26 protein-coding genes and 1 tRNA gene are annotated in these 24,765 nt (G+C 61.4%); 4 read left to right on the top strand and 23 right to left on the bottom strand.

Annotation, left to right across the window (positions count from 1 at the left end):
- Positions 1-28: 28 nt before the first annotated feature.
- The 14 genes from HTA01S_RS06910 to HTA01S_RS06860 form a co-directional block, all read right to left on the bottom strand.
- Positions 29-496 (bottom strand): hypothetical protein, encoded by a 468-nt coding sequence (locus HTA01S_RS06910; RefSeq protein ID WP_068168405.1) that lies wholly within the window; start codon positions 494-496, stop codon positions 29-31.
- A gap of 4 nt (positions 497-500) precedes the next feature.
- Complete coding sequence (gene virB11 / locus HTA01S_RS06905; protein ID WP_068168402.1) at positions 501-1,547, bottom strand: P-type DNA transfer ATPase VirB11; 1,047 nt, start codon at positions 1,545-1,547, stop codon at positions 501-503.
- Between the two features lie 19 nt (positions 1,548-1,566).
- Positions 1,567-2,646: a TrbI/VirB10 family protein gene (locus HTA01S_RS06900; protein ID WP_084235919.1), complete on the bottom strand. Its 1,080-nt coding sequence runs from the start codon at positions 2,644-2,646 to the stop codon at positions 1,567-1,569.
- Entirely contained in the window at positions 2,643-3,446 is an 804-nt protein-coding gene (locus HTA01S_RS06895; RefSeq protein WP_218017315.1) for a TrbG/VirB9 family P-type conjugative transfer protein, read from the bottom strand. The genes HTA01S_RS06900 and HTA01S_RS06895 overlap by 4 nt, the downstream gene beginning before the upstream one ends.
- The gene (locus HTA01S_RS06890; protein WP_068168397.1) at positions 3,446-4,342 is read right to left on the bottom strand and encodes a virB8 family protein; all 897 of its coding nucleotides are present in this window, start codon (positions 4,340-4,342) and stop codon (positions 3,446-3,448) included. Before HTA01S_RS06890 ends, HTA01S_RS06895 begins: the two co-directional genes overlap by 1 nt.
- Positions 4,343-4,396: 54 nt before the next feature.
- Positions 4,397-4,780, bottom strand: coding sequence for a TcpQ domain-containing protein (locus HTA01S_RS06885; RefSeq protein WP_068168395.1), 384 nt, complete (start codon positions 4,778-4,780; stop codon positions 4,397-4,399).
- Between the two features lie 93 nt (positions 4,781-4,873).
- A complete protein-coding gene (locus HTA01S_RS25135; protein WP_157572004.1) occupies positions 4,874-5,272 on the bottom strand; it encodes a hypothetical protein in 399 nt (132 codons plus the stop codon).
- A 30-nt stretch (positions 5,273-5,302) separates the two neighbouring features.
- Positions 5,303-7,771, bottom strand: coding sequence for a VirB4 family type IV secretion/conjugal transfer ATPase (locus HTA01S_RS06880; protein WP_068168392.1), 2,469 nt, complete (start codon positions 7,769-7,771; stop codon positions 5,303-5,305).
- Positions 7,772-7,817: 46 nt separating this feature from the next.
- The gene (locus HTA01S_RS24610; RefSeq protein ID WP_084235917.1) at positions 7,818-8,138 is read right to left on the bottom strand and encodes a type IV secretion system protein VirB3; all 321 of its coding nucleotides are present in this window, start codon (positions 8,136-8,138) and stop codon (positions 7,818-7,820) included.
- 94 nt (positions 8,139-8,232) lie between these two features.
- Complete coding sequence (locus HTA01S_RS24605; RefSeq protein WP_084235916.1) at positions 8,233-8,550, bottom strand: TrbC/VirB2 family protein; 318 nt, start codon at positions 8,548-8,550, stop codon at positions 8,233-8,235.
- A gap of 52 nt (positions 8,551-8,602) precedes the next feature.
- A complete protein-coding gene (locus HTA01S_RS24600; protein WP_218017314.1) occupies positions 8,603-9,706 on the bottom strand; it encodes a lytic transglycosylase domain-containing protein in 1,104 nt (367 codons plus the stop codon).
- Positions 9,707-9,983: 277 nt separating this feature from the next.
- A complete protein-coding gene (folP, locus tag HTA01S_RS06870; RefSeq protein ID WP_068168386.1) occupies positions 9,984-10,808 on the bottom strand; it encodes a dihydropteroate synthase in 825 nt (274 codons plus the stop codon).
- A 75-nt stretch (positions 10,809-10,883) separates the two neighbouring features.
- Positions 10,884-12,800 (bottom strand): ATP-dependent zinc metalloprotease FtsH, encoded by a 1,917-nt coding sequence (gene ftsH, locus HTA01S_RS06865; protein WP_068168385.1) that lies wholly within the window; start codon positions 12,798-12,800, stop codon positions 10,884-10,886.
- Between the two features lie 137 nt (positions 12,801-12,937).
- A complete protein-coding gene (locus tag HTA01S_RS06860) occupies positions 12,938-13,615 on the bottom strand; it encodes an RlmE family RNA methyltransferase (protein WP_068169562.1) in 678 nt (225 codons plus the stop codon).
- Between the two features lie 44 nt (positions 13,616-13,659).
- On the opposite strand from HTA01S_RS06860, the gene HTA01S_RS06855 reads away from it, so the two are divergent.
- The 3 genes from HTA01S_RS06855 (at position 13,660) to HTA01S_RS06845 (ending at position 16,991) form a co-directional block, all read left to right on the top strand.
- Positions 13,660-14,130: a YhbY family RNA-binding protein gene (locus HTA01S_RS06855; RefSeq protein ID WP_068168383.1), complete on the top strand. Its 471-nt coding sequence runs from the start codon at positions 13,660-13,662 to the stop codon at positions 14,128-14,130.
- An 83-nt stretch (positions 14,131-14,213) separates the two neighbouring features.
- On the top strand, positions 14,214-16,307 hold the full coding sequence (locus tag HTA01S_RS06850; protein WP_068168380.1) for a M3 family metallopeptidase: 2,094 nt from the start codon (positions 14,214-14,216) through the stop codon (positions 16,305-16,307).
- A 33-nt stretch (positions 16,308-16,340) separates the two neighbouring features.
- Complete coding sequence (locus HTA01S_RS06845; RefSeq protein ID WP_084235915.1) at positions 16,341-16,991, top strand: DUF4124 domain-containing protein; 651 nt, start codon at positions 16,341-16,343, stop codon at positions 16,989-16,991.
- Positions 16,992-17,039: 48 nt separating this feature from the next.
- On the opposite strand, the gene rpiA is transcribed toward HTA01S_RS06845, so the two are convergent.
- A complete protein-coding gene (gene rpiA / locus HTA01S_RS06840; RefSeq protein WP_068168378.1) occupies positions 17,040-17,711 on the bottom strand; it encodes a ribose-5-phosphate isomerase RpiA in 672 nt (223 codons plus the stop codon).
- 40 nt (positions 17,712-17,751) lie between these two features.
- Between rpiA and HTA01S_RS06835 the strand changes: the two genes are divergently transcribed.
- Positions 17,752-18,843, top strand: a complete 1,092-nt coding sequence (locus HTA01S_RS06835) for a quinone-dependent dihydroorotate dehydrogenase (RefSeq protein ID WP_068168374.1) — start codon at positions 17,752-17,754, stop codon at positions 18,841-18,843.
- A gap of 13 nt (positions 18,844-18,856) precedes the next feature.
- Here HTA01S_RS06835 and HTA01S_RS06830 read toward each other — a convergent pair whose 3' ends face one another.
- From HTA01S_RS06830 to iscU, 8 genes are all read right to left on the bottom strand, one after another.
- Positions 18,857-19,963, bottom strand: a complete 1,107-nt coding sequence (locus HTA01S_RS06830) for an NAD(P)/FAD-dependent oxidoreductase (protein WP_068168371.1) — start codon at positions 19,961-19,963, stop codon at positions 18,857-18,859.
- Positions 19,964-20,044: 81 nt separating this feature from the next.
- Positions 20,045-20,119 (bottom strand) — tRNA-Val (locus HTA01S_RS06825).
- An 84-nt stretch (positions 20,120-20,203) separates the two neighbouring features.
- Positions 20,204-20,911 carry a DNA polymerase III subunit epsilon gene (dnaQ, locus tag HTA01S_RS06820; RefSeq protein ID WP_068168369.1) on the bottom strand — a complete coding sequence of 236 codons (708 nt, stop codon included), beginning with the start codon at positions 20,909-20,911 and terminating at the stop codon, positions 20,204-20,206.
- Between the two features lie 39 nt (positions 20,912-20,950).
- Positions 20,951-21,289 carry an ISC system 2Fe-2S type ferredoxin gene (gene fdx, locus HTA01S_RS06815; RefSeq protein ID WP_068168368.1) on the bottom strand — a complete coding sequence of 113 codons (339 nt, stop codon included), beginning with the start codon at positions 21,287-21,289 and terminating at the stop codon, positions 20,951-20,953.
- A gap of 50 nt (positions 21,290-21,339) precedes the next feature.
- Positions 21,340-23,214, bottom strand: a complete 1,875-nt coding sequence (gene hscA, locus HTA01S_RS06810) for a Fe-S protein assembly chaperone HscA (protein ID WP_068168365.1) — start codon at positions 23,212-23,214, stop codon at positions 21,340-21,342.
- A 60-nt stretch (positions 23,215-23,274) separates the two neighbouring features.
- Complete coding sequence (gene hscB / locus HTA01S_RS06805) at positions 23,275-23,793, bottom strand: Fe-S protein assembly co-chaperone HscB (RefSeq protein ID WP_068168363.1); 519 nt, start codon at positions 23,791-23,793, stop codon at positions 23,275-23,277.
- A 132-nt stretch (positions 23,794-23,925) separates the two neighbouring features.
- Positions 23,926-24,249, bottom strand: a complete 324-nt coding sequence (gene iscA, locus HTA01S_RS06800) for an iron-sulfur cluster assembly protein IscA (protein ID WP_068168359.1) — start codon at positions 24,247-24,249, stop codon at positions 23,926-23,928.
- Between the two features lie 119 nt (positions 24,250-24,368).
- Entirely contained in the window at positions 24,369-24,755 is a 387-nt protein-coding gene (gene iscU / locus HTA01S_RS06795; RefSeq protein WP_068168357.1) for a Fe-S cluster assembly scaffold IscU, read from the bottom strand.
- Positions 24,756-24,765 lie beyond the last annotated feature (10 nt).

The following is a 24,765-nucleotide window of genomic DNA, read 5'->3' as shown; positions in this document are numbered from 1 at the left end:
AACAGTCCCGCCCCGACGGCCACCATCCCTAGACGCAGCGGACGTACACCGAGGTTTCAACCCGCTCCGTCACCACGTCAACGACTCTTCTGGACCAGCGCAGCTCGTCCTTGCGGAGCTCGAAAACATAGGTTTCCAACACCTTGGGCGCCTCGTACGGATACACGTCCAGAAGCCCCTGCAGGCGCCAGGTCCAACGCCGCTTCGGCCGGACTTTAACCACAAAGACCACTTTGTGCCGACCCTCAGGTCCCCATTCCATGAGGTTCTGGTCGCCGATCTGCAATGCGCCGGGGTCCAGCTCCACCGGGCGCCGCCGAACATACCGTGCGCACTGCTGTGCACCGGCTTCGGTCTTCGGGTACCAGATGCCACGCATTCCGACCGGCGTCAAATCGTGGCGCGCCCGGGGCGACGCGGCCTGGGCACCACCCGACAGCGCCATGGCCATGCACGGCACCAGCACGCACGAAACAAAAAACTTGTTCAACAACATGAGGTCAGTCCATGGCCAATCGGCGTTGCGGGTCGAAGTCAATGCCCGTGATGTAGCGCCGCCCCGCGTGGGCCTTGATGTGCACCACCACATCGATGGTCAACATCAGGAGTCGCTTGATCTCGGCGAACGCCAGGCCCGAACCTTCGGGCGAGGCCTTGATCATCAAGGCCATCTGGTCCCAGGTCTGGCTGGTGCTGCCGGCGTGGCAACTGGTGATGGAACCCGGATGGCCCGAGGCGCAGTTGCGGATGTAGTAGAACGACTCGTCCCCGCGGATTTCCGCCAGGATGATGCGGTCAGGCTTCATGCGCAGGCAGGCCTCCATGCAACCCTTGGCCGACACGTTGGCCGTGCCCTGCCCACCCCGCGAATAGATCAGGTGCACCGCGTTGGGCTGTTCGATGAACAGCTCGCGGGCGTCTTCGATCGTGATCAGGCGTTCGTCGTCGGGGATGTGTGTCACCAGCGATTTCATGAACGTGGTCTTGCCACTGCCGGTGGCGCCCGACACCACGATGTTCTTCTTGTAGTGCACGGCCTGGCTGAAGAAGCCGTGGTAGTCGCGGGCTCTCTTGAGCTCCAGCAACTCCTGATCCATCGCGCTGATGCTTCCATCCTCTTCAAGGATCTGATCGAAGAAGCCATCGTTCTGGTACTGGTTCAGCGTCTTGGTGTAGCGCGAAGGCAGGCGGATGGTGATGGAGACCTGGTCGGCCGGCACCGCGGGCGGCAGCACGAACTGGGCACGCTGCCCGGTCGGAAACGTCAGCGAGACCACGGGGTCCACGTTGGTGATGCGCTGCCCCGTCTTGCTCTCGTTGACCACCGTGGTGCAGAACTGGCGCGCCCGGTCAAACGTGAGGCCGGGCACATCCATCCGTTGCCAGCCCGCCGCCGTTTCCAGGAACACCTCGCCTGGCCGGTTGATGCAGATCTCGGTGACGTTGGGGTCGCTCAGGTAGCCGGAGATCCCCAACACGTGGTATTGGTACTCCAGAAACTCCGTGGAAATGTTCGCGATCGGTTCGTCGTTCGGCTGTTCCGTCATGTTGTGCAAACGCCCGCGATCACCGCATCACGCTGGAGAAGTCGACGTCGCGGGCGGCGAAGATGTTGATCACCGTGCCGTTGAGCACGGTCACCGTGGCCTTGCGGTTGGCCGATCGGGCCAGCATGTCTGAAGCCGCTTTCTTCACCGTGGTGGCGGTCTGAGATTCCCAGGGGTCCACCCGCGTGCTGGCCAGACGGCCATCGCTGTCGTACTGCGAGGTTTCACGCCCGCGAATGTCGTTGCGATCCGCGAACTTCTGCGCACCGGCGTCGATGCCGTCCGCGAGCAGACTCACCAGCAAGGCCGAGCCAATGCGCTCCCCCCAGTGACCGTCGTAGTGGCCCGGCACCCCGGTTCCGCCCAATGCGTCCGTGCCAGCGCTGTCGATCCGAACATCCAGACCGGTCGTGGTCAACACGCGGGTCCAGACGATACCGACACGGTCGTAGTGCTCATCGGCGTATTTGTATTCACCCGTGACCTTGGAACCCTTGTCGATCAGCAGGCGCCGACCGTTCACCGAATAGATCGGCTCGGTGACGATGCATGAAGTCATGCCGGGCAAAGTGGACACCACCTTCGTTTCCAGCGAGCAGCGAATGAACGTGCCGCGCGTCAGGGTGAAGTCGGCGTTGGCCAGAACCTCCACGGCGCCCCGCTTCACGGCGGAGAACTCGTCTTCGAAGAAGGGGTTCTTCTTACCCTTGTCGGTCGCCGCGATCAGGTTGTCCCGGCTGGCCATGCGCCGCTCCAGAAGGTCGTCCCGGGTTGCGGGCGCGTCGGCCATCGCAGCTGGCTCCGGCAACGGGGGTGCCTCGGTCGACGCAGCCAGCACCACAGGCGGGGGCGGCAGCTTCAACACCGGTTTTTCGGGCACCGTCACTTCTTCAAAGGTGACCCGCTTCTTGTCGTCGCCATCGGCCGAGAACGCATTGCTGGCCACCCACAGCGTCATGCCGATGGTGGCCATCGACACCAGGACGATGTAGGCCACCGCCGTCTTGTTCACGCCGCGCGTGAGACCCGCCGACAGCTTGGGCATGTTGTCCGACAAAGCCGGACCTGGATTGCCCCCATTGGGAAATTGCATGCTCATTTGTTCCTCCTCAATCCAACCACATCGTTGCCCAGGCGCATCACCAGATACGGGTAAACGCCCAGGACCACCATCACGTTCTTTTCGCTTTTGGTGTTCACCAGAAACTCTTCGCCGGCACGTTCGTGGCGACCAAACACCGCCGGGAAGTTCGCCATGGGCGGCAGATGGATGTAGGTGAACTGCTGGTTGTCGTAGACCCGCGTCGGCACGATGGTGGAGTCCTCGCGAACCGTCGAATAGTCGTAGTTCAGGTGGTAGTTGTTCTGCGAGTTCAGTCCGCTCGGCGACGGCGACAGCACCGCATTCACCGCCGCCATGCTGCTCGCCTTGTCAGGCTCATCGCTGCCGTAGACAAAACGCACCTTGTAAAAGACCCCCGCGCTCTTCGCCTCTTCCAGCGTGCGCCACTTGGTGGCCGACACCCGCAAATCCAACAGGTACGAACGCATGTTCGTGCGGATGTACATGTTGGTGTCGACGTCCACATTCTTCGGCCGGATGTAGAAGATGTTGTCGCGCCGCACCAGCTCCCAGCCGTCGCTGAAACCTGTGCCAAAGTCCTTGATCTGCTCCTGGGCGCTGATCTCGATCTGCGTGGCAATGCCCAGACCCGTGTTGACACGGACCACCTGGTCGGGTCGATAGACCACATCGCGCACCTCTTGCGCCAAGGCGGCACCTGACCCGGTCACGCTGAAAGCGGCCAGTGCGGCCAAAAGCCATCGAAAGCGAGTGTTTTTGATCATCTTCTGGCGGTCCCTGTCTGTTCGAGATTGCTTGCTGGGTTTGGTCAACATCATTGCCCCTGGGTTGGCGTGGCAGGCGCGCCTGGCAGGCTGGTTGCTGCATCCACTGGTGACGTCGGTTGCGAGGTCTGCGCGGCCTCAGCACCGCGGTGCAACACGCCCTCCTCCTCCGTGAGCAAGGGCATGCCCACATCCTGTTCTCCCGCCTTGAAAACCGGCGCATTGAACTCGTCGTCCACCTTGAAGGCCGTGACCTGGAAGCCCAACGGGTTGCGCAAGCGCAGGTTGTCCTCCATGCGCAGATTGGCCTTGTACTCATAGCGCAACGTGCCTACGTGGCTGCTGAGGTATTCGCTCTTGCCCGTGCTCTTGTCGAATTTCCACTTCTCGAACCGCACAGTCGCACCCGTCGGGCGCGCACCGCGTTCCTCGTCCAGACCATTGAACACAATGCTGTTGACCTTGATACGGATCGCAAAATTGCGACCCCACTTCTTCTCCGGGCTGTTGTCGGTGCCGTCAAACTGCTTCACGAACAAGCCCTTGACCTGATCGTTCGACATCGCCGCCACGTACTCCCAGTCGTGTTCGTTGATCGTGTCGTAGTCGTAGCCCTCGCGCGCCTGCACAAAGCGCGCCACGTGGCTTCGGTTCAGCGCTTCGCTGGCGTAGATGCCGGTCGCCGCCACGTTGTCCCGCAGGTGCGACACCGTGCTCGTGCTTCGCTTCAAATCCACCGTCACCAGATAAGGCACCTTCTCCTTGAGTGGCAGCATGTACGCGATGCTGACCACCAGACACACCGTGACGGCCATCGAGCAAAACGCCACGATCCAGGCCCGGCGTTCGCTGCGCTTGACCATGGTGATCACGTTCGATTCGAAATCCATCGACTTCTTGAGGATCTCCTGCGAAGCCTGCGACAACTCGCGTTTAAAAAATGCCATATCCGCCCTGAAAACCTTGTTGATTCGTCACCGTCATGTGGATAGATGCCGTGCTCAAGGCATCTTGGTCACCAGCATTGACTTGTTGGCCGTCACCTGAACCCGCAGCTTCTGCGCGGCATAACTGCGGCGAACCGTATTGAGCGCTCGCTGCAGGTTGTTGTCCTTGACAGATTCCAGACCGCTCACCAGCGTCAGATCGCTGGGGTACTGCCAATCCAGCGAACCGCCGTACTCCTTTGCCCAGCGCTCCAGCATGTGACGCAGGGTCGGATCCGTTGGCAGCATCTGGAACTTGGGTAACTCAGCCTCCTCCTTGAGCGGGATCTCCTGAGGAACCTCGCTGAGCGAGTTCACCGGCGTCCAGTTGTCCGCAATGTCCACAGCCTGAGGCGTGGTACAGGCCTGGAGCACAACCAGAAAGGCCAGCAAAGACAAGCGGGGTGTGACAGACAGGGTTTTTTTTGAAATCATCATTTTTGGGGATAGCTCGTTAGAAAAATGGGGCTTCCTGAACGCAGATGAGCATGCTCAGAAGTCATCTCCATGTTCGCAAGTGCTCATGCCATCCTGGCTTTTGGGGTCGCCCTTGGTGTTCAACGGTTGATGGCTGCTGGTCGCCTTCCAGGCACCCATGGTCTTTCCATGAACGCACACTTCCTCGAACTTTGGAATCCATTTTTTGTTGAGGTAATAGCAGGTCTGGGTCCAGGTTCCAGGTCCGGTGGGCGCCCAACAATGCGCCGGAACACCGATAGCGCAAAACGAAAAAACGTCTTCCTCGTAAGGGACGCCTTGACTGAAATAGGCACCACCGGTGCTGCCGCCCTGCGCCACACCTCCGCATTTGGACGCCCATGCTGCTTGACTCCCAAAGGCGAAAAGAATCGTCAGAAACGCAATCAAAGAATCCCGAGATGCAATATTCACGTTATGTTCTCCCCGTGCAGAGTGGTTATATCAATTAATCTCTTCCAACGAAGTTGGCGCATGACGCAAGAACTCGTTGCTGTTGGCCATCACGGCTTTGCGTTGGGTGCGAAGACCTTTGCGTCGCGCGTGGAATTCCGACAACCATGTATCAGGTTGCTCAGGTGCCGGATGCTCCCGAAGCAGTTCGCTGAGGATTTCGACGTTGTCGCTGGAGCCTGACAGCACCGCCAGTTCGTCGTCCATGCCGTTGAGATTGAGTTGGCACAACACGGCGTTGTGCCCCTGCTTGACCAGAAAACAGCGGCTGCGCTCGTCCAGCCCGACCACCAGTTCAAACTCGGCCTGGGTAAGCTTGAGGCCATCGAGATAGTCCTTGGCATCCGCGTTCGGATTGGGCAGCAGGATCAGCGTCGCGGTCTGCTCGATGAGCGCAGCCGAGATATCGCTGTTGAGCGCATCCTGCGGGCTCTGGGTAGCAAAGATTCCAAGACCATTTTGTTTCCGGATGGTTTTTTGCTTGTTCTTGGCGAAATCCTTGAGACCACCTTTGCCTTCAAGGACTTTCCAAAATTCGTCCATGACGTAGATGAATGGCCTGCCGTCGATCAGGCTCTCCATGCGGTGCAGCAGGTACTGGATGATGGGCTCTCGGGTTTTGCCATCTTCGATGACTTCCGTGTAGTCAAAACCAATGATATTGGAACCAGAAAAGTCGATCCTGTCTTTGGCGTTATCAAATACCCAGGCTGCAGGCCCTCCCTTGCACCAAACCGAGATGCATTCGAAAAGACTGTCTTCACCCATATTGGGCAGGCTCTTCTGAAGATTGGTCATTGTCCGCAAATGCATCGGTGTGTCGAGAATGGCCCGCACTGCACGAATGAGGTCTTCCTGCTCGGACGCGCTGTATTTGTCCTTTCCACAAAGAGTCTGCATCAACTCCACCAGAAACTGCTCGTTCTCTGGCGTGTTATCACATTGCAGAGGATTAAACCCGGTTGGACGCCCCTTTTCCAGCGTGAAGTACCTTCCACCACAGGCTCGGATGAAGATTTCGGCACCTCGATCCTTGTCGAAAAAGAAAATCGTGGGATTGGGCTGGATTTTCTGCACCTGAGCCAGAAGGAAGTTGATCAGCGCAGTTTTACCGGTGCCCGACTTGCCAATCACCATGGTATTGGCAATGGCCTTTTCACCCAGAGAATACTCGTGCGACTTGGTCGCATGGAAATTAAAATGGTACGCTTGATTGTTCAAGGTCTGCAGAATGCTCACCGACGGACCCCATGGATTGAAGTTGGGTTTTCCAGTGGCAAAATTATGCAAAGGACTCAAACCAAGAAAATTGAGCGAACTCAGATTCGCGATACGAGGACGAAAGCGCCAGTTGCAGGGCAGCTGCGCATAAAAAGCCGCAGGGATGGCCACATCTTCCTTGACTGTGACAAAGCTGGCACCCGACAACTGCGCACGAGCTTGAGACACGTTGTTGTATAACTCCTCCTGATCGGAGGCAAAGACGGCCATGTTGAAATGGTATTGACCCAAGACAAAGTTGCCCGAGGCCAACTGATCCATTGCAAAATCCAGCTCCACGATTTGACTGACCGCCTTATCCTCGGAGGAAAGCATGGCCCCTTTGGTTCGCTCCAGCGCCTTCATGGAGTCATAGCGGCTCATGGGCGTAAACGAATGCGTGACAACATACTCGAATTCCAGATATTTCAGGCCATTCAGAATACCTGGCCAAGAACTGTCTGAGTATTCCTTGATGTTAAGAATCGCGCCATAGAAATTGTCACCATTGGCCGTTCGAATCGCGAAATCACCGCTCCCCGTTGAAAACATGTGTTTGCTGGTCGGCAGGTAATCGTAAATCGGTGCAGGCAACACCGGAACGGGCTCGTCCACATGATTCACCAAGTAGCCAAAAAATTCCAGGTTTTCAGAGAACACCTGTTTGTGGATGCTCTCGTAAAGACCGAGACGGTACGGGGCGTAGTCTTGAAGCAGGGCCTCAACGTTTCCGACCAGTTCGTAGATTTTTTCGAGATACGCCTTCTCCTCACGCCGCAAGACATCGGTATCCCGCGAAACAGCGGCGAACTTCTTCCCACTGACCATGGGTCGATAAATCATGGTGAGATACAGCTCGTTCTGCATCAAGTGCTTGCCGGAAAGCCGCTCGATGTAGGTGTCATGCAGCGCTTGGCAAAAACGGTGTTGAAATCGGGCCTCGGCCTTGATCGGACGGCGCCGGCGCACATCGTGCGCCCAAAAGGCCACGTTTTCAAAATCTGGTGCTCGAAGGCTTTGAAGCAGGCTATTGAATGTCCTGTGCCGATGCTCGAGCTCCCAGTCCTCCCGCCCCACGAATGGAAATCCGCTGAGCAACCACGTAATCGTGTAGTCACCTTCCCGAGACTTCACCACGTGGGTATCCACATGGGTACTGAAAGGAATGAAATTGCTACAATTCGCATCAGGCGATAACATAAGAGCACCAAAATTTCAAAATTAGCTGACGCAAAGCACGCACAACTCAGACTTCATATCCAGTCGGCTTGATTGCTTTTTTTCTATACCTGGATGGACCAAACACCCAAGCGCCTCCATATTGCTGTCGATTTCTGGGCAAAAAGCGAAACACCAGATTTAACCCAATCAGACGAAAAATCATCTCATCCTTTTTGGCCATTGTCCTCATAACGAAGATAGAGATCGGGATCAAAAGCAGAAAGTACAATGAAAAATACATGGCCATCATGAGTGGGATACCGGTCCCGATCACAAAGGGCAGGTAAGGCACACCCAAAATCATCGGCGGACGGGTACAACCACGAAACAGCACATCTTTTTTCACGAGCGAACTTTCAAAAATACCACACCAGCTCCAAGGCCGAAGCCGGTGCGAGATTCTATTTCAATCGATACGACCCAGCATCAAAGCAGTCTGCTTAACACCCTGCAGCCGCCGTATTTCCAACAAACCATTTCGCGATTTCGGCCGCACCGCCAATCAATAGCCCACCGATCAGCACTGGAGCAATATCCGTGAATCTTTTATGCGCAAATGCAATCTGATACCCAGCAAAAATGATAGCTATGGTCACCACGCCAACAGATATGACGCGCAACAAGGTGAGCAAGGTGGTGACAAAGGTATTGACGTTTTCGCAGGCTTCTGTGAAAGTTGACTCAGCAAGCAAATCGGGAGACGCTGAAAGAAGAGCAAACGCAACAAACCCAATTGCTAAAACTTTCAAATCGATCATCGAAAAATTAAAACCAGATTTACGCACGATGAAGTCCCTTTTCTATAGGTAGTTAAAAAACAAATGATTTATCCGCGGCTCCAGACCCACCACGCTCAAGCACGGATTCACCTTGAGCCTGTCCACCTTCGGCGGTGTTTTCAGATTTCGCAGGCGATTCGTTGGTGTGCAGCAGGCTCCCGCCCTTTCGCGCTGTGATGGCGCGGTCCGCGCTGCTCTTCGGTGGTTTGCGTGGATTTATCTCGGCTGATGCATTCGGCGCGTTCGGGTCCGGCAACGGCAAGCGATCACCCGGCAGCCCCACCGTCTGGGGGGGCAAGACACGCGTCTGGTAAGGATCACCGTTGACACCCACGACTTGGGTCGGGATGTGGCTCAGGTCGTTCGAAGCGGGTGTTTTTGAAACAGGCGTCACGGCGCCTGGCCCGGGAACAGGCATCGCGGGTCGGCCTTCAGCCGTTTCCGCTGCGACTTCAGCCTCCCCGAGCTGCCTCGCCGGAGCATGTGTGCTGTTGGCGATTGCCGCGGCGGTCACCGACAAGGGTGTTGATGGTTGGTACTTGCGGATGGCGTACGGCTCGGGATAGGCAGAAGGAGCGGCATGCACTGCAGCAGGCCCATCCGTTGCGGAGCCGGCCCGCCCCAACGGCAGGCTGTCTTCACGTGATTGCTTCCGGGGACCGCGGTCGTACGGGATGATTCTGATCGGCTCGGCTTGACCAGTCACGCCGTATTGAGCCCTGCGCATGGAAGCAAATATCTTCTGCACGTAGCCGTGGTGGAACCCGGTGACGAAATTGCCGGAGTAGTAACAACTGAAAGCTTTGCCCCAGTCCTGGGCGCGGTCGTAGCACTCACGCAGAATGCGGGAGCCTGCCTTGAGATTGGCGCAGACGTCGAACGCCTCTGCGTAGGTCGCCAGGCCATATTTCGCGAGGTTGTACCGGTTGACCTGCGCAATGCCAACGGAGAAGTTGTAGCCCTCCCGTTTGAGTTGCTGCACTGCAGCGAGCGCTTCTTCCAGGCTGCGTGGCTGCCGGGCCAGATAGCCGCCGACCACACCGATGGCAAAGGGATTGCGCGAGGACTCCACGTGCACGACGTGCTGAATCACCTCTTTGGGAACGGCGAGATCCTGGCAGTCCTGCATGTCCATGAAAGTCAGCAGGTCGTGCCGAAGCGATACAGACGCGGCGAGCGCGCGCACTGAACGTACTGGTCAGGCACTGACATGCTGGCTATCCCTCCTTGAATGTTTTTTGATAGCGCGCCTTATTGTAACTTAGGCACTACAACCGATGCAACATCATTCAGGAGTGAAGTGTTTGGACCCACTTTTTTCTGCCCGGCTCTTCTGCCCGCATGAGCAGGAAAGAGGCCGGATTCGTTTCTGGACCTGCGGTCCTTCGGTCCTCAAGCGCAGCAGGAAGCAGCTATCCCAGGGCCGCCAGAACGGCCAGCGCATCCACCGTTTCGCGCACGTCGTGTACCCGCACCACGTGTGCACCACGTTCAACGGCCAGCAGTGCCGCAGCCACGCTGGCAGAAACACGTTTTTCGGGCACGTCCTGGTTGCTCACGCTGCCGAGCGACGACTTGCGGGACCAGCCAACCAGCAGCGGGACTCCCATGGCGAGCAGTTCGGTCTGGCGCGCGAGCAAGCTGAAGTTCTGCGCCACCGTCTTGCCAAACCCTATGCCAGGATCCAGCACGATGCGTGAACGGGCCACACCCACGGCGTGCATTGCATCGATCCGCTGCTCAAGGAAACGGATCACCTGTGGCAACACGTCACCGTCCATGGGTGCAGTCTGCATGGTCTGTGGATCGCGATGCATGTGCATCAGGCACACACCGCAGCGAGGGTATGAGGCCACGACCTGCAATGCCCCGTCCCGGCGCAAGGCCCAGACATCGTTCACGATATCGGCACCTTCGTCGAGCACCGCCCACATGACCTCGGGTTTGTAGGTATCAACCGACACCGGTACCCCCAACTTGACCGCCTCGCGCACCACCGGCAACACACGCGCCAGTTCCGCGTCCAATGGAACAGCCGGGCTGCCGGGACGGGTGGACTCACCGCCTATGTCCAGGATATGGGCGCCATCCTTGATGAGTTGCTCGCAGTGCGCGAGAGCTGCCGATGCGGCTGCAAAGTGCCCACCGTCCGAAAACGAGTCGGGCGTGACATTGACAATGCCCATCACTTTGGGCTGGGTCAGGTCAATATCAAAACGGGTAGTTTGCCAATGCATGGGGAAAGGCCCGAAAAGAACAACGGGGCCAAAGGCCCCGTATGGTCACAGCAGGCACACCCGCCTGCAGAACAATCAAGCCGCGTTGGGTGCGGGATCGGTATTGACAGCCGGAGTACCCCCACTGCCACCGCCCCCCACCGAGGGATTGCGCGGCGTCCAGTCCTTGGGGGGACGAGGTGGCTTGCCGGCCATGATGTCATCGATCTGGTCGGCGTCGATCGTTTCCCATTCCAGCAAGGCGGTGGCCATTGCATGCATCTTGTCACTGTGCTCTTCGATCAGTTCGCGCGCCAGTTTGTACTGCTGGTCAATGATGCGGCGCACCTCGGAATCCACCTTTTGCATGGTGGACTCGCTCATGTTGGTGGTCTTGGTGACCGAACGGCCGAGGAACACCTCACCTTCGTTTTCGGCATACACCATCGGGCCCAGCGCATCGGTCATGCCATAACGCATCACCATGTCGCGGGCGATGGTTGTCGCACGTTCGAAATCGTTGGATGCCCCGGTGGTCATCTGGTGCATGAAGACTTCTTCGGCGATGCGGCCACCAAACAGCATGCTGATCTGGTTCAGCATGTAGTCCTTGTCGTAACTGTAGCGATCCTGTGCCGGCAGGCTCATGGTCACGCCCAGGGCGCGGCCACGGGGAATGATGGTGACTTTGTGCACCGGATCGCACTTGGGCAGCAGTTTGCCAATCAGCGCGTGGCCCGACTCGTGGTAAGCCGTGTTGCGACGCTCTTCTTCGGGCATCACCATGCTCTTGCGCTCGGGGCCCATGAATATCTTGTCTTTGGCCTTCTCGAAATCCTGCATCTCCACCACGCGGGCATTGCGGCGTGCGGCCATCAATGCGGCCTCGTTGCACAGATTGGCCAAGTCGGCGCCGCTCATACCGGGGGTGCCGCGGGCGATCACGCTCGGGTTCACATCCGTGCCCAGGGGCACCTTGCGCATGTGCACGTTCAGGATCTGCTCGCGGCCACGGATGTCGGGCAGCGTCACATAGACCTGACGGTCGAAACGGCCGGGGCGCAGCAAGGCGGCATCCAGAATGTCCGGCCGGTTCGTGGCAGCGACCACGATCACCCCCAGATTGGTTTCAAAGCCGTCCATCTCGACCAGCATCTGGTTCAGGGTCTGCTCGCGCTCGTCGTTGCCGCCGCCCAAGCCGGCGCCACGCTGACGGCCCACCGCGTCGATTTCATCGATGAAGATGATGCAGGGGGCATTTTTCTTGGCGTTCTCGAACATGTCGCGCACGCGGGCAGCGCCCACACCGACAAACATCTCCACGAAGTCGGAACCCGAAATGCTGAAAAACGGCACCTTGGCTTCACCGGCAATGCCCTTGGCCAGCAAGGTTTTGCCGGTGCCCGGAGGGCCGACCAGCAACAGGCCACGCGGAATACGGCCACCCAGCTTCTGGAATTTGGCGGGATCTTTCAGAAAGTCCACGACTTCCTTGACCTCTTCCTTGGCCTCATCGCACCCTGCCACGTCGGCAAAGGTCACGGTGTTGTTGTTCTCGTCCAGCATGCGCGCTTTGCTCTTGCCAAAACTGAACGCACCACCCTTGCCACCGCCCTGCATCTGTCGCATGAAATATATCCATACACCGATGAGCAGCAGCATCGGGCCCCAGCTGACCAGCAGGGTCATGAGCAAGGAGCTTTCCTCGCGGGGGCGCACATCAAACTTGACGTTGTTGTTGATCAGGTCGCCCACTAGGCCACGGTCGAGGTAGGTGGCCGTGGTGCGGATGCGACGGTCGTCCTGGGTCACGGCCACGATCTCCGTGCCACCCTGGCCCTCTTGAATGGTGGCGCTCTTGATGCGTTGTGCCTTGACCTCGTCGAGGAATTCGGAGTACCCCATGTAGCCAGCGCCCGCGGAAGCGCGGCCGTCGAACTGCTTGAAGACGGTGAAAAGCACCATGGCGATGACCATCCACACGGCGATTTTCGAGAACCACTGGTTGTTCAAATGCAGCTCCTGGCTAGAACAATGACTGAATTGGACATGTTGAGTCCATTTTAGGACTTTCAAGCACCTCCGCCTTGATTAATGACTTGGCAATGTCAATCAAGGGGGTAGGCAAAATTTTGTAACCCGACGGTGGCTCACGCGCGCTCTCTGTTTTTCAGACCCATGCCCACCAGAAAGGTTTCAGAAGACTTGTCCCGTGAGGCTTTGGGCTTGAACGGTTTGACCACCCGGAACGTCTGGCGAAACAGCGCAACCATCGGGTCGTACGCCCCTCCATGAAAGAGTTTGACCACCAGCGCACCATCGGGCTTGAGGTGGTTGACCGCAAAATCCACCGCCAGCTCCACCAGATCGATGATGCGGGCCGCATCGGCGGAGCCAATACCGGAAAGATTGGGCGCCATATCGGACACCACCACGTCCACGGCCTGGATGCCGCGGTCGATCAGTGCCTGCTCCAGCTCGGCCAGCACCGCCGGCTCGCGAAAATCGCCCTGGATGAAGTGGACACCCTCGACCGGCTCCATGGGCAACAGGTCCAGTGCGATGATGGTGCCCTGCAACGCCCCGACGGCTGCGCCCTGAGGACTCAGGCGGCGGCGCGTGTACTGGCTCCAGGCCCCCGGCGACGAGCCCAGGTCCACCACGCAGTCGCCCGGGTGGATCAGCCCCAGCGTTTCGTCGATTTCCTTGAGCTTGTAGGCGGCACGCGCGCGATACCCCTCGCGTGTCGCGAGCTTCACATAAGGGTCGTTGACATGGTCGTTCAACCACGCCTTGTTGACCTTCTTGCTCTTGGTTTTGACTTTCATGCCCATGAGGGACGCCCGCCGTCTGTGTAAACGATAATTGTCCCATGCCCCAGATCACACTCACTCCCGCCCAGCGCAAAGTCCACCGCGCTGACGCCCACCACCTTGATCCCGTCGTCCTCGTCGGCGGCGACGGCCTGAGTGCCTCCGTCAAGAAAGAGATTGACGCCGCGCTCAAGGCCCATGGCCTGATCAAGGTGCGCGTCTTCAGCGATGACCGCGCCGCACGCGAGGCCATGCTGCAGACCCTGGCCGACGAACTGGATGCCGCACCGATCCAACACATTGGCAAGCTGCTCGTGCTGTGGCGCCCGATGCCAGAGAAGGTCAAAGCCGCTGACGAAGACCGCATGCCCGGACCTCGCGACGTGAAGGTGCTCAAATTCAGCAAACGGGGCGGTCAGCGCCCCGAGGTCAAGGTCGTGCGTGTGCTGGGCAACCAGCGACTGACCACCGGCGGTCAGGTCAAGCGCGCCAAAGTCATGAAAAAGAGCATCAAGAAAAGCGCCCGTTGAGTCCTCCCGGGCACGGATACACGGCGTGCCCACTGGATCTGTCCCAGCTTGAACTTGGCGAACCGCGCCGCATCTGAGAACGCATGAACGACCGCACCGACACCACCGCACGCAACCCATTGCTGGACTTCGCTGACCTGCCACTTTTTGACGCGATCCAGCCTGCGCTGGTGGCGCCCGCCATTGACAGCCTGCTGCAGGACGCCAGCGCCGCACTGGAACGGGTCACTGCGAACGACTTCCCCGCCCACTGGACCCAGATTTCGCTGGCGCTGGATGTGCCCACCGAACGGCTGTCGCGTGCCTGGGGGGCGGTGAGTCACCTCAACAGCGTGGCCGACACCCCCGAACTGCGCGCCGCCTACAACGAGGCCCTGCCCAAGGTCACCGAGTTCTGGACCCGCCTGGGAGCCGACGAGCGGCTGTACGCAAAATACAAGGCAATGGACGCAGCCAGCCTGACCCCCGAGCAGGCGCAGGCTCACAAAAACGCCATGCGGAGTTTTGTGCTGGGCGGCGCGGAGCTGCAAGGCGAAGCCAAAACCCGGTTTGCCTGGCTACAGGAACGCCAAGCCGAACTGGGCCAGAAGTTCAGTGAAAACGCACTCGATGCCACGGACGCGTTTGCCCTTTTCGTTCCCACGGAAGAACTGGCCGGCGTCCCAGAGGACGTGCAGCAGGCCACGGCGGCGGCCGCCCAGGTCGACAACAAGCCTGGCCACAAGCTCACGCTGAAGATGCCCTGCTATCTGCCGGTGATGCAGTTTGCCCACAGCAGTGCCTTGCGCGAAAAGCTGTACCGGGCCTACGTTACCCGCGCCAGCGACCAAGCCGACGGCGACGCCGTGAAGTTCGACAACGCGGCCATCATGGGCGAGTTGCTGGCCTTGCGCCACGAGGAAGCGCAGTTGCTGGGCCACCGCCATTACGCCGACGTTTCGCTGGTACCGAAGATGGCCGAGTCACCCGAACAGGTGATCACCTTTCTGCGCGACCTCGCCAGCAAGGCACGGCCCTACGCGGAAAAGGATCTGGCCGACCTGCGTGCCTTTGCCGCGAGCGAGCTTGGTTTGAGCGAGCCGCAGGCCTGGGACTGGCCCTACATCGGCGAGAAGCTCAAAGAGGCGCGTTATGCGTTCAGCGAGCAGGAAGTCAAACCCTACTTCACCGCCCCCAAAGTGCTCGCCGGCCTGTTCCAGATTGTTGAAACCCTGTTTGAGGTGGCGATTCGCCGCGACGCCGCACCGGTGTGGCACCCGAACGTTGAGTTCTATCGCATCGAACGCCGCACACCTGAGGGGCCCCAACTGGTGGGCCAGTTCTACCTCGACCCCGCAGCGCGCACCGGCAAGCGGGGTGGCGCCTGGATGGACGATGCGCGGGCCCGCTGGTTGCGCCCGGACAGCGGCGCCCTGCAGACGCCGGTGGCGCACCTGGTGTGCAACTTCGCCGAAGGCGTGGAAGTGGGCGGCGTGAAAAAGCCCCCTCTGCTCACGCACGACGACGTCATCACCCTGTTCCACGAGTTTGGTCACGGCCTGCACCACATGCTCACCCAGGTGAACGAGCGTGATGTCTCGGGCATCAGCGGCGTGGAGTGGGATGCGGTGGAACTGCCCAGCCAGTTCATGGAGAACTTCTGCTGGGAATGGGAGGTGCTCCAGCACATGACGGCCCATGTGGACACCGGCGAGCCATTGCCGCGCGCCCTGTTCGACAAAATGCTGGCGGCGAAGAACTACCAGAGTGGACTGCAGACGCTGCGCCAGGTGGAGTTTTCGCTGTTTGACATGCTGCTGCACAGCCAGCCCGACCCCGTCACCAGCGGCGAATCCATCCTGACCCTGCAGCAACAGGTGCGCGACGAAGTGGCCGTGCTTCAGCCGCCGGCCTACAGCCGCACACCCCACACCTTCAGCCACATCTTCGCTGGCGGTTATTCGGCCGGCTACTACAGCTACAAGTGGGCCGAGGTGCTCTCGGCCGATGCGTATGCCGCCTTCGAAGAAGCCGCGCAGCGCCATGGCCACAGCACGCTGGATGTGGACACCGGGCGGCGCTACCGCCAGGCCATCCTCGAGGCCGGCGGCAGCCGCCCGGCCATGGAATCGTTCAAGGCCTTCCGGGGCCGGGAACCCAGTATCGACGCCCTGCTGCGCCACCAGGGCATGGCCTGAGTTCTGTTCCTGTATTTGTCGATAGGAGTTGTCATGACCGCCACCTTCCCCCGCGCCGCCAGTCGGTCCCCCATCCCCCTCATGCTCGGCCTGCTGTGCGCACTGGCAGCCTCTTCCGCGCTGGCCCAGGGCGTCTACCGCATCGTGGGGCCGGATGGTCGTGTGACCTACTCGGACCAGCCGCCACCCGCAAACGTCGAAGCCAAACCGGTGAGCAGCGCCAGTTCGACCGCCAGCGCGAACGCCCAGTTGCCGTTTGAGCTGCGCCAGGTGGCGGGCCGCTACCCGGTCACGTTCTACACCGGCAAAGACTGCGCGCCCTGCAACAGCGGACGCAACCTGCTCAATGCCCGCGGCATTCCGTACAGCGAAAAAACCGTGGACACCAATGAAGATGTGGAAGCGCTCAAACGCCTGAGCGGTGAGACCTCGCTGCCCTTCATCACCATCGGCGGCCAGCAGATCAAGGGCTATTCCGACGCGCAATGGACCCAGTACCTGGACGCGGCCGGCTATCCCAAACAATCGGCCCTGCCCCCGAACTACCGCCGCCCGGCCGCCAGCCCGCTGGTGGCGGTGAAACCCGCTCCAGCCGCCCGACCGGCCACGCCGGGCGACGCCAGCCGCGAGCCAGCGGCCCCGGCGGAACCCTCCGTCACGCCGCCAGCGGGTATCCGCTTCTGATACCCAGACCCGGAGCGCCAAGCTCCGGGCTGCAACGGCGCCGGACGCTCAGAACGTCAGGGTCTTGACGCCACCCGATGTGCCCAGCAGGCACACGCTGGCTTTCTGGTGGGCAAACACCCCCACCGTCACCACCCCCGGCCATTGGTTGACACGGCTTTCAAACGCCAGTGGGTCCCCGATCTGCAGACCGGTCACATCCAGAATGTGCTGTCCGTTGTCCGTCACCAGTGGCGCGCCGTCCTTCTGCCGCACCTGGGCCCGACCACCCAGTGCCTCGAACTGCCTCACCAGCCGGGCCGTGGCCATGGGGATGATTTCGACCGGCAACGGAAAGGCCCCCAGCGTCTTGACCAGCTTGGATTCGTCGGCGATGCAGACAAAGCGGCGCGACTGAGCTGCCACGATTTTTTCACGCGTGAGCGCCGCACCACCGCCCTTGACCATGTACCCCTGCGCATCGATTTCGTCGGCGCCGTCGATGTAGACCGACAACTCGGCCACGTCGTTGGCCTCAAACACCGGAATGCCCAGCGCCTTCAGGCGCGCGGTGGAGGCTTCCGAGCTCGACACGGCGCCCGGAATCTGGTCTTTCATCGAAGCCAGTGCATCGATGAATTTGTTGACGGTCGATCCTGTGCCCACACCCACAATTTCGCCGGGGGTCACATACTGCAGGGCGGCCTGCCCCACCAGGGCTTTGAGTTCGTCTTGGGTCATTTGAGACAATCACGGGTTACAAGAATCCGCAGATTATCCAATGTCCCTCCTGCCCTACGCGCTCGCCCGCCCCTTCCTGTTTGGCCTCGACCCCGAAGCCGCACACGAACTCACCCTGCACAGCATCGCGAAACTGCAGCACTCGCCATTGACCTGCCTCTACAGCGAGCCACGGGTCAACGACCCCTTCACGCTCGCCGGCCTGCAGTTCCCCAACCGCGTCGGCCTGGCCGCCGGTCTGGACAAGAACGCCAGCTGCATCGATGGCCTGGCCGCCATGGGATTCGGTTTCGTGGAAGTGGGCACCGTGACGCCCAGGGCGCAACCCGGCAACCCCAAGCCGCGCATGTTCCGGCTGCCCCAGGCCAACGCCCTGATCAACCGGCTGGGCTTCAACAATGAGGGGCTGGACGCCTTCATCTCCAACGTGCAGCGTGCCCAGTTCCGCCGCAAGGCCGGTGCCAGCCCCATGCTGCTGGGCCTGAACATCGGCAAGAACGCGAGCACACCGATCGAGCGCGCCACCGACGACTATCTGACCTGCCTGGAAGGCGTGTACCCGCACGCCGACTACGTCACCGTCAACATCTCCAGCCCCAACACCCAGAACCTGCGCAGCCTGCAAAGCGATACGGCGCTGGACGCGCTGCTGGGGGCGGTGGCCGAGCGGCGTGAACAACTGGCGCAACAGACGGGCCGGCGCATCCCCATCTTCGTGAAAATTGCGCCCGATCTGGACGACACCCAGATCGAGGTCATCGCGACCACGCTCATGCGCTACGGCACCGACAGCCAGGGCCAGGCCAACAACGCTTTTGGCGTGATCGCCACCAACACCACCCTGAGCCGCGAAGCCGTGGCCGGCATGGAACACGCCACCGAGGCCGGTGGCCTGTCGGGGGCGCCGGTACTCGCCGCCAGCAACCGGGTCATCCGCCGCCTGCGGGCCTGCCTGGGCAAGGGTTTCCCCATCATCGGTGTGGGCGGCATCCTCAGCGGCGAAGATGCGGTGAGCAAGATCCAGTCGGGCGCCAACGTGGTCCAGATCTACACCGGACTGATCTACAAAGGCCCGGCACTCGTCCGGGAAGCGGCCGAGGCGATCAAGGCCGCCGCGCCGGCGTCCCACTGAGCGACAGCGGCGCTCACAGCAGCGTCGCGACGTGCTCGCCAATGGCCAGGCAACTGGTCAGGCCCGGGGATTCGATGCCCAGCAGGTTGACCAGCCCCGGCACGCCATGCGCCGCTGGGCCATCGATGCGGAAGTCGGCCGCCGGCTCATGGGGCCCGCTGATCTTGGGCCGCATGCCCGCGTAACCGGGGACCAGGGCCGCATCGGGCAAGCCCGGCCAGTACTGGCGCACGGCGGCGTAGAAACCATCGGCGCTGCCCGGGTTCACGCTCAGGTCATCGGGATCGTCGGTCCATTGCACATCGGGCCCGAACTTGGCCTGCCCGCCCAGATCGATGGTCAGGTGCACACCCAGCCCGGCCAGATGCGACGCAGGATCGGGCACCGGGTAGATGAGCCGACCGAACGGCGAACGCCCGCTCAAGGTGAAATAGCTGCCTTTGGCGTACCACGCCCGGGGCACGTGGGCGGGGTTCAGGCCCTGGGCGTTCCGAGCGAGCTCGCAGGCGTGCAAACCGGCGGCGTTGACCACACCACGCGCCAGCAAGGCGGTGCCATCCTGCATCAGGACCTCGACCCCGGCCCCCGTGGCCCGCAAGCTTGCCACCCCGCTGCGGCAGGCCACCAGACCGGCCGCATGTTCCAGGTCGCCCTGCAGACTCAGCATCAGGCCATGGCTGTCCACGATGCCGGTTGAAGGCGAATGCAGCGCGGCCAGACACTCCAGTTGGGGTTCGAGTGCCCGGGCTTCGGCTCGCGTGAGCGGCATCAGATCGGGCACGCCATTGGCTTCGGCCCGGGCCAGAATGCCGGGCAGCCCCTGCACCTGCGAGGCGGTATTGGCCACCATCAGTTTGCCGCAGCGCCGATGTGCGATCCCGCGTTCGGTGCAGTAGGCGTACAGCAGCTCCCGACCCCGCACGCACAAGCGGGCCTTGAGGGAGCCCTGCGGATAGTAGATGCCGGCGTGGATGACTTCGCTGTTGCGCGAGCTGGTGCCCGTGCCGATGGCCGCCTCGCGCTCCAGCACCATCACCTCACGCCCGGCCAGCGCCAGCGAACGGGCCACCGCCAGCCCCACCACGCCCGCACCGATCACCACCACATCCACGGATTCCATGCAGCCATCTCCAGTCAAAGACGCGGCCCGATAGCGCTGGGCCAATGAAAAAGCCCCAAGCGAAACGCTTGGGGCTTTGTCTGGTGGGCGGTGCAGGGTTCGAACCTGCGACCCCTGCCGTGTGAAGGCAGTGCTCTACCACTGAGCTAACCGCCCGATTGATCTAACCGATCACTCGGAAGCCTCAAATTATAGCCTGCTTTTTTCACTCTTTTCGCCAGCACCCGGAATTTTGCAGATTCAGGCCAACTGCAGTTGACGCCACACCGCCTGGCCCCGGCAGGCCTTGTCGATTTCGGCCAGCACGGTGTCGTGGGCCAACGCCTCCTGTTCGTTGGCGCGCAGCACCGGCAGCTCGATGCCGCTCAGGTCCACCAGCACCACCTCGCCCCCCTCCCCGGTCGGGGTTTCCAGATCCATGATCAAGGCGTCCTGGCCGCGTGTCATGTTGATGTACACGTCGGCCAGCAGCTCGGCATCGAGCAAGGCGCCATGCAGCGTGCGCCCCGAGTTGTCCACGCCCAGCCGGTCGCACAAAGCGTCCAGGCCATTGCGCTTGCCCGGGAACATTTCCTTGGCCATCACCAGGCTGTCGATCACCGAACCGATCACCGTCTTGAGCGGCGGGCGCCCCAGGCGGTCCAGCTCCTTGTTGAGGAAGCTGATGTCGAAGGGCGCGTTGTGGATGATCAGCTCGGCGTCGCGCAGGTAGTCCAGCAACTCGTTGACGATCTGCCCGAACTTGGGCTTGTCGCGCAGAAATTCGTTGCTGATGCCGTGCACCTTGAGCGCGTCTTCGTGGCTGTCGCGCTCGGGGTTGACGTAGAAGTGCAGGTTGTTGCCGGTGAGCTTGCGGTTGAGCAGCTCCACGCAGCCGATTTCAATGATCCGGTCGCCACTCTCGGCGGACAGGCCGGTGGTTTCCGTGTCGAGGACGATCTGACGCATGGGGGCTCCTGGGTTTGGCCTGACGCGGTTTTCGCAGGATCAATGATTCTCTTTGGCGTGGTTGATCGAGTACTTGGGTATCTCCACCGTCACATCCTGCTGCGCCAGGATGGCCTGACACGACAACCGCGAGTTGGGCTCCAGACCCCAGGCGCGATCCAGCAGGTCTTCTTCGTTTTCGTCGAGTTCGTTGAGGCTGTTGAAGCCCTCGCGCACGATCACATGGCAGGTGGTGCAGGCGCAACTCATGTCGCAGGCATGCTCGATGGGGATGTGATTGTCCAGCAGCGCCTCACAGATCGAGGTGCCAGCGGGCGCCGAGATGGTGGCCCCTTGTGGACAGTATTCGGGATGGGGCAGGATTTTGATCGTGGGCATGGCGTGTTTTGCATCGGGGTTGGAATGCTCCCCGAACGGTGTGGGCGGTTTCAGACTTCTTCGAGTTTTTTGCCGGCCAGGGCTTGCTGGATGCCCCGGTTCATGCGCAATGCGGCAAAGGCTTCGGTTCCCTTGGCCAGCGCCTGGGTGGAGGCCTCGATCGCAGCGGCGTCGGTGCTCGACAGGGTCTGGGCCAGATCGGCGATCAGGGCTTCGATGGACGCGAGCTCGGCGGGCTCCAGCAGGTAGGCGTCGGCACTAAGTGCGCTGCGGGTGGCGGCGATCATGCGCTCGGCGTCCACCCGGGCTTCGACCAGCGCGCGCGCCTGCATGTCCTGCTGAGCGGTGGCAAAACTGTCCTTGAGCATGGCGGCGATCTGCTCGTCCGACAGCCCGTAGGCGGGCTTGACGTCAATCTTCGCCTCGACACCGCTGCCCTGCTCTTTGGCACTGACCGACAGCAGGCCGTCGGCATCCACCGTGAAGCTCACGCGGATGCGCGCGGCACCCGCGGCCATGGGCGGAATGCCACGCAGCGTGAACCGGGCCAGGCTGCGGCAGTCGGCCACCAGGTCGCGCTCGCCCTGCACCACGTGCAGCGCCAGCGCGGTCTGGCCGTCCTGGTAAGTGGTGAAATCCTGCGCCAGCGCGGTAGGGATGGGGCTGTTGCGCGGCACGATGCGCTCGACCAGCCCGCCCATGGTTTCGATGCCGAGCGAGAGCGGGATCACGTCGAGCAGCAGCAGATCGCCATCGCGGCTGTTGCCCGCGAGCGCATTGGCCTGGATGGCCGCGCCCAGCGCCACCACCTCGTCCGGATTCAGATTGGTCAGCGGCGCTTGGCCGAAGAACTCGCCCACCGTGCGGCGGATCACCGGCATGCGGGTGGAACCGCCCACCATCACCACGCCCTTGACGTCTTCTTTGGTGATGCGGGCGTCGCGCAGGACCTTGCGCACCGCCGTCATGGTGCGCACGGTGAGCGCGGTGGTGCAGGTTTCAAACTGGGCCAGGGTGATGGACTGTGTCAACGTGCGTCCGCCGATCTGCATGCTGAACTGCACCTCATCCTGGCTGGAGAGCGCCTCCTTGCAGTGGCGCGCTTGCGCGTGCAGCGCGGCGCGTTCGGACGGCGTGAGGTCCTCCGCGGTCACCCCCTGCTGCGCCAGCACCCAGGCAGCCAGCGCCTGGTCGTAGTCGTCGCCGCCCAGCGCCGAGTCGCCGCCGGTGGCCATCACCTCGAACACGCCGCGCGTCAGGCGCAGGATGGAGATGTCGAAGGTGCCACCGCCCAGATCGTAGATGGCGTAGATGCCTTCGGAGCCGTTGTCCAGGCCGTACGCGATCGCCGCGGCGGTGGGCTCGTTGATGAGGCGCAGCACGTTGATGCCGGCGAGCTGAGCCGCGTCCTTGGTGGCCTGGCGCTGTGCGTCATCGAAGTAGGCCGGCACGGTGATGACCGCGCCAAAGAGCTCGTCGTCAAAACTGTCTTCGGCCCGGAAACGCAGGGTGGCCAGGATCTCGGCACTCACCTCCATCGGCGTCTTGCGGCCCGCCACGGTCTCGATCACCGCCATGCCGTTGTCTTCGACCACGGCATAGGACAGCTTGTCCACATCGGCCACCTGGGCAAGAGAGCGGCCCATCAGGCGCTTGACCGAACTGACGGTGTTGGCAGGGTCCTGCACCTGGGCCGCGAGCGCCTCGAAGCCGATCTGACGGCCCGCCCCGCCCTGCTTCGGATCGAGGTAACGCACCACGCTGGGCAGGATCACGCGGCCGTCCGCCGCGGGCAGGCATTCGGAGACGCCATGGCGCACCGCGGCCACCAGCGAGTGCGTGGTGCCCAGGTCAATGCCGACCGCCACCCGTCGCTGGTGCGGGTCGAGGGACTGGCCGGGTTCGGAGATCTGCAGGAGCGCCATGGAAACGTGTGATGGGTAAGTAGGGACAGCGCCCGCCGTCGGACGGGCCTGGAGCAAGGGCTATTGTCCCAGCTGATCGAGACGGTTCTCGACGTCGCGGGCAAAGCGCTCAACAAACATAAGGGCTCTGACCTGCTGGGCCAGCGCAGCGTAGTCACGCAGCTCGTCGGCCGTGTGCTGCAGGGCCTGCAACTTTTCCCGGTGCGCGGCAGCCACGTCGTCGGCCATGCGTTCGAGCGCTTCGCTGTCGTGGGCCTCTTCCAGTTCTTCACGCCACTGCATCTGCTGCATCAGGAACGCCGTGGGCATGGCGGTGTTGTTCTCGGCACCAATCGGCACGCCATGGAGCTCGCACAGATAGGCCGCGCGCCGCAGCGGGTCTTTGAGGCGTTGATACGCCTCGTTGATGCGCACCGACCATTGCATGGCCAGGCGCTGGGCCTGTGCGTCCGATGCGGCAAAACGGTCTGGGTGTGCCTCGCGCTGCAGGTCTTTCCAGCGCGCGTCGAGCGCATCGCGGTCCAGGGTAAAGGCCGGCGTGAGGCCGAAAATTTCAAAGTCGGTGGATTGCAGGTTCATCACCGGATCATAGGAACAACGGGGCCAGGAGGAAAAAGTCCGGTCAAGGCCGGCGCGGAACCGGCTTCGCCGGACCGCTGCTGACACCCCATTGAGGAGGAGCGACGCCGAAGCCGGCGCAGGGGGGACAACCTATATCCTGAAGCTCTCGCCACAGCCGCAACGATCGCGCTCGTTCGGGTTGTTGAAGCGGAAACCTTCGTTCAGGCCCTCGCGCACGAAGTCGAGTTGCGTGCCGTCGATGTAGGCCAGGCTTTTCGGGTCCACCAGCACCTTCACACCGTTGTCTTCGAACACCACGTCTTCGGGCGCGATTTCGTCGGCGTATTCCAGCTTGTAGGCCAGACCGGAGCAACCCGTGGTTTTCACGCCCAGGCGCACGCCCACGCCCTTGCCCCGTTTGGCGATGTAGCGGATGACGTGCCGTGCGGCGGCTTCGGAAATCGAGATGGCCATGTCGTTCAATGCAAAGCGCCGCAAAAAGCGAAGTCTCTTCCAGAACACGCCACAGAACCGGCTTCGCCGGGCTGCGGGCGTGGTCCCCTTTGGGGGAAGACGCGAAGCGGCGCAGGGGGTTAGTTCACATGCTTTTTGCGATAGTCGTCCACCGCGGCCTTGATGGCGTCTTCGGCCAGGATGGAGCAGTGGATTTTCACCGGCGGCAACGCCAGTTCTTCGGCGATCTCGCTGTTCTTGAGCGCAGCGGCCTGGTCCAGCGTCTTGCCCTTGACCCATTCGGTCACGAGAGACGACGAGGCAATGGCCGAGCCGCAGCCGTAGGTTTTGAAGCGCGCGTCTTCGATCACGCCGGTGGTCGGGTTCACCTTGATCTGCAGCTTCATCACGTCGCCGCAGGCCGGTGCGCCCACCATGCCGGTGCCCACCGATTCGTCGCCCTTGTCGAACGAGCCGACGTTGCGGGGGTTTTCGTAGTGGTCAACCACTTTTTCAGAATAAGCCATGGTGTTTCTC

This window comes from Hydrogenophaga taeniospiralis CCUG 15921, assembly GCF_001592305.1.
GTDB lineage: Bacteria > Pseudomonadota > Gammaproteobacteria > Burkholderiales > Burkholderiaceae_C > Hydrogenophaga > Hydrogenophaga taeniospiralis.
This window is presented reverse-complemented; position numbering and strand designations above follow the sequence as displayed.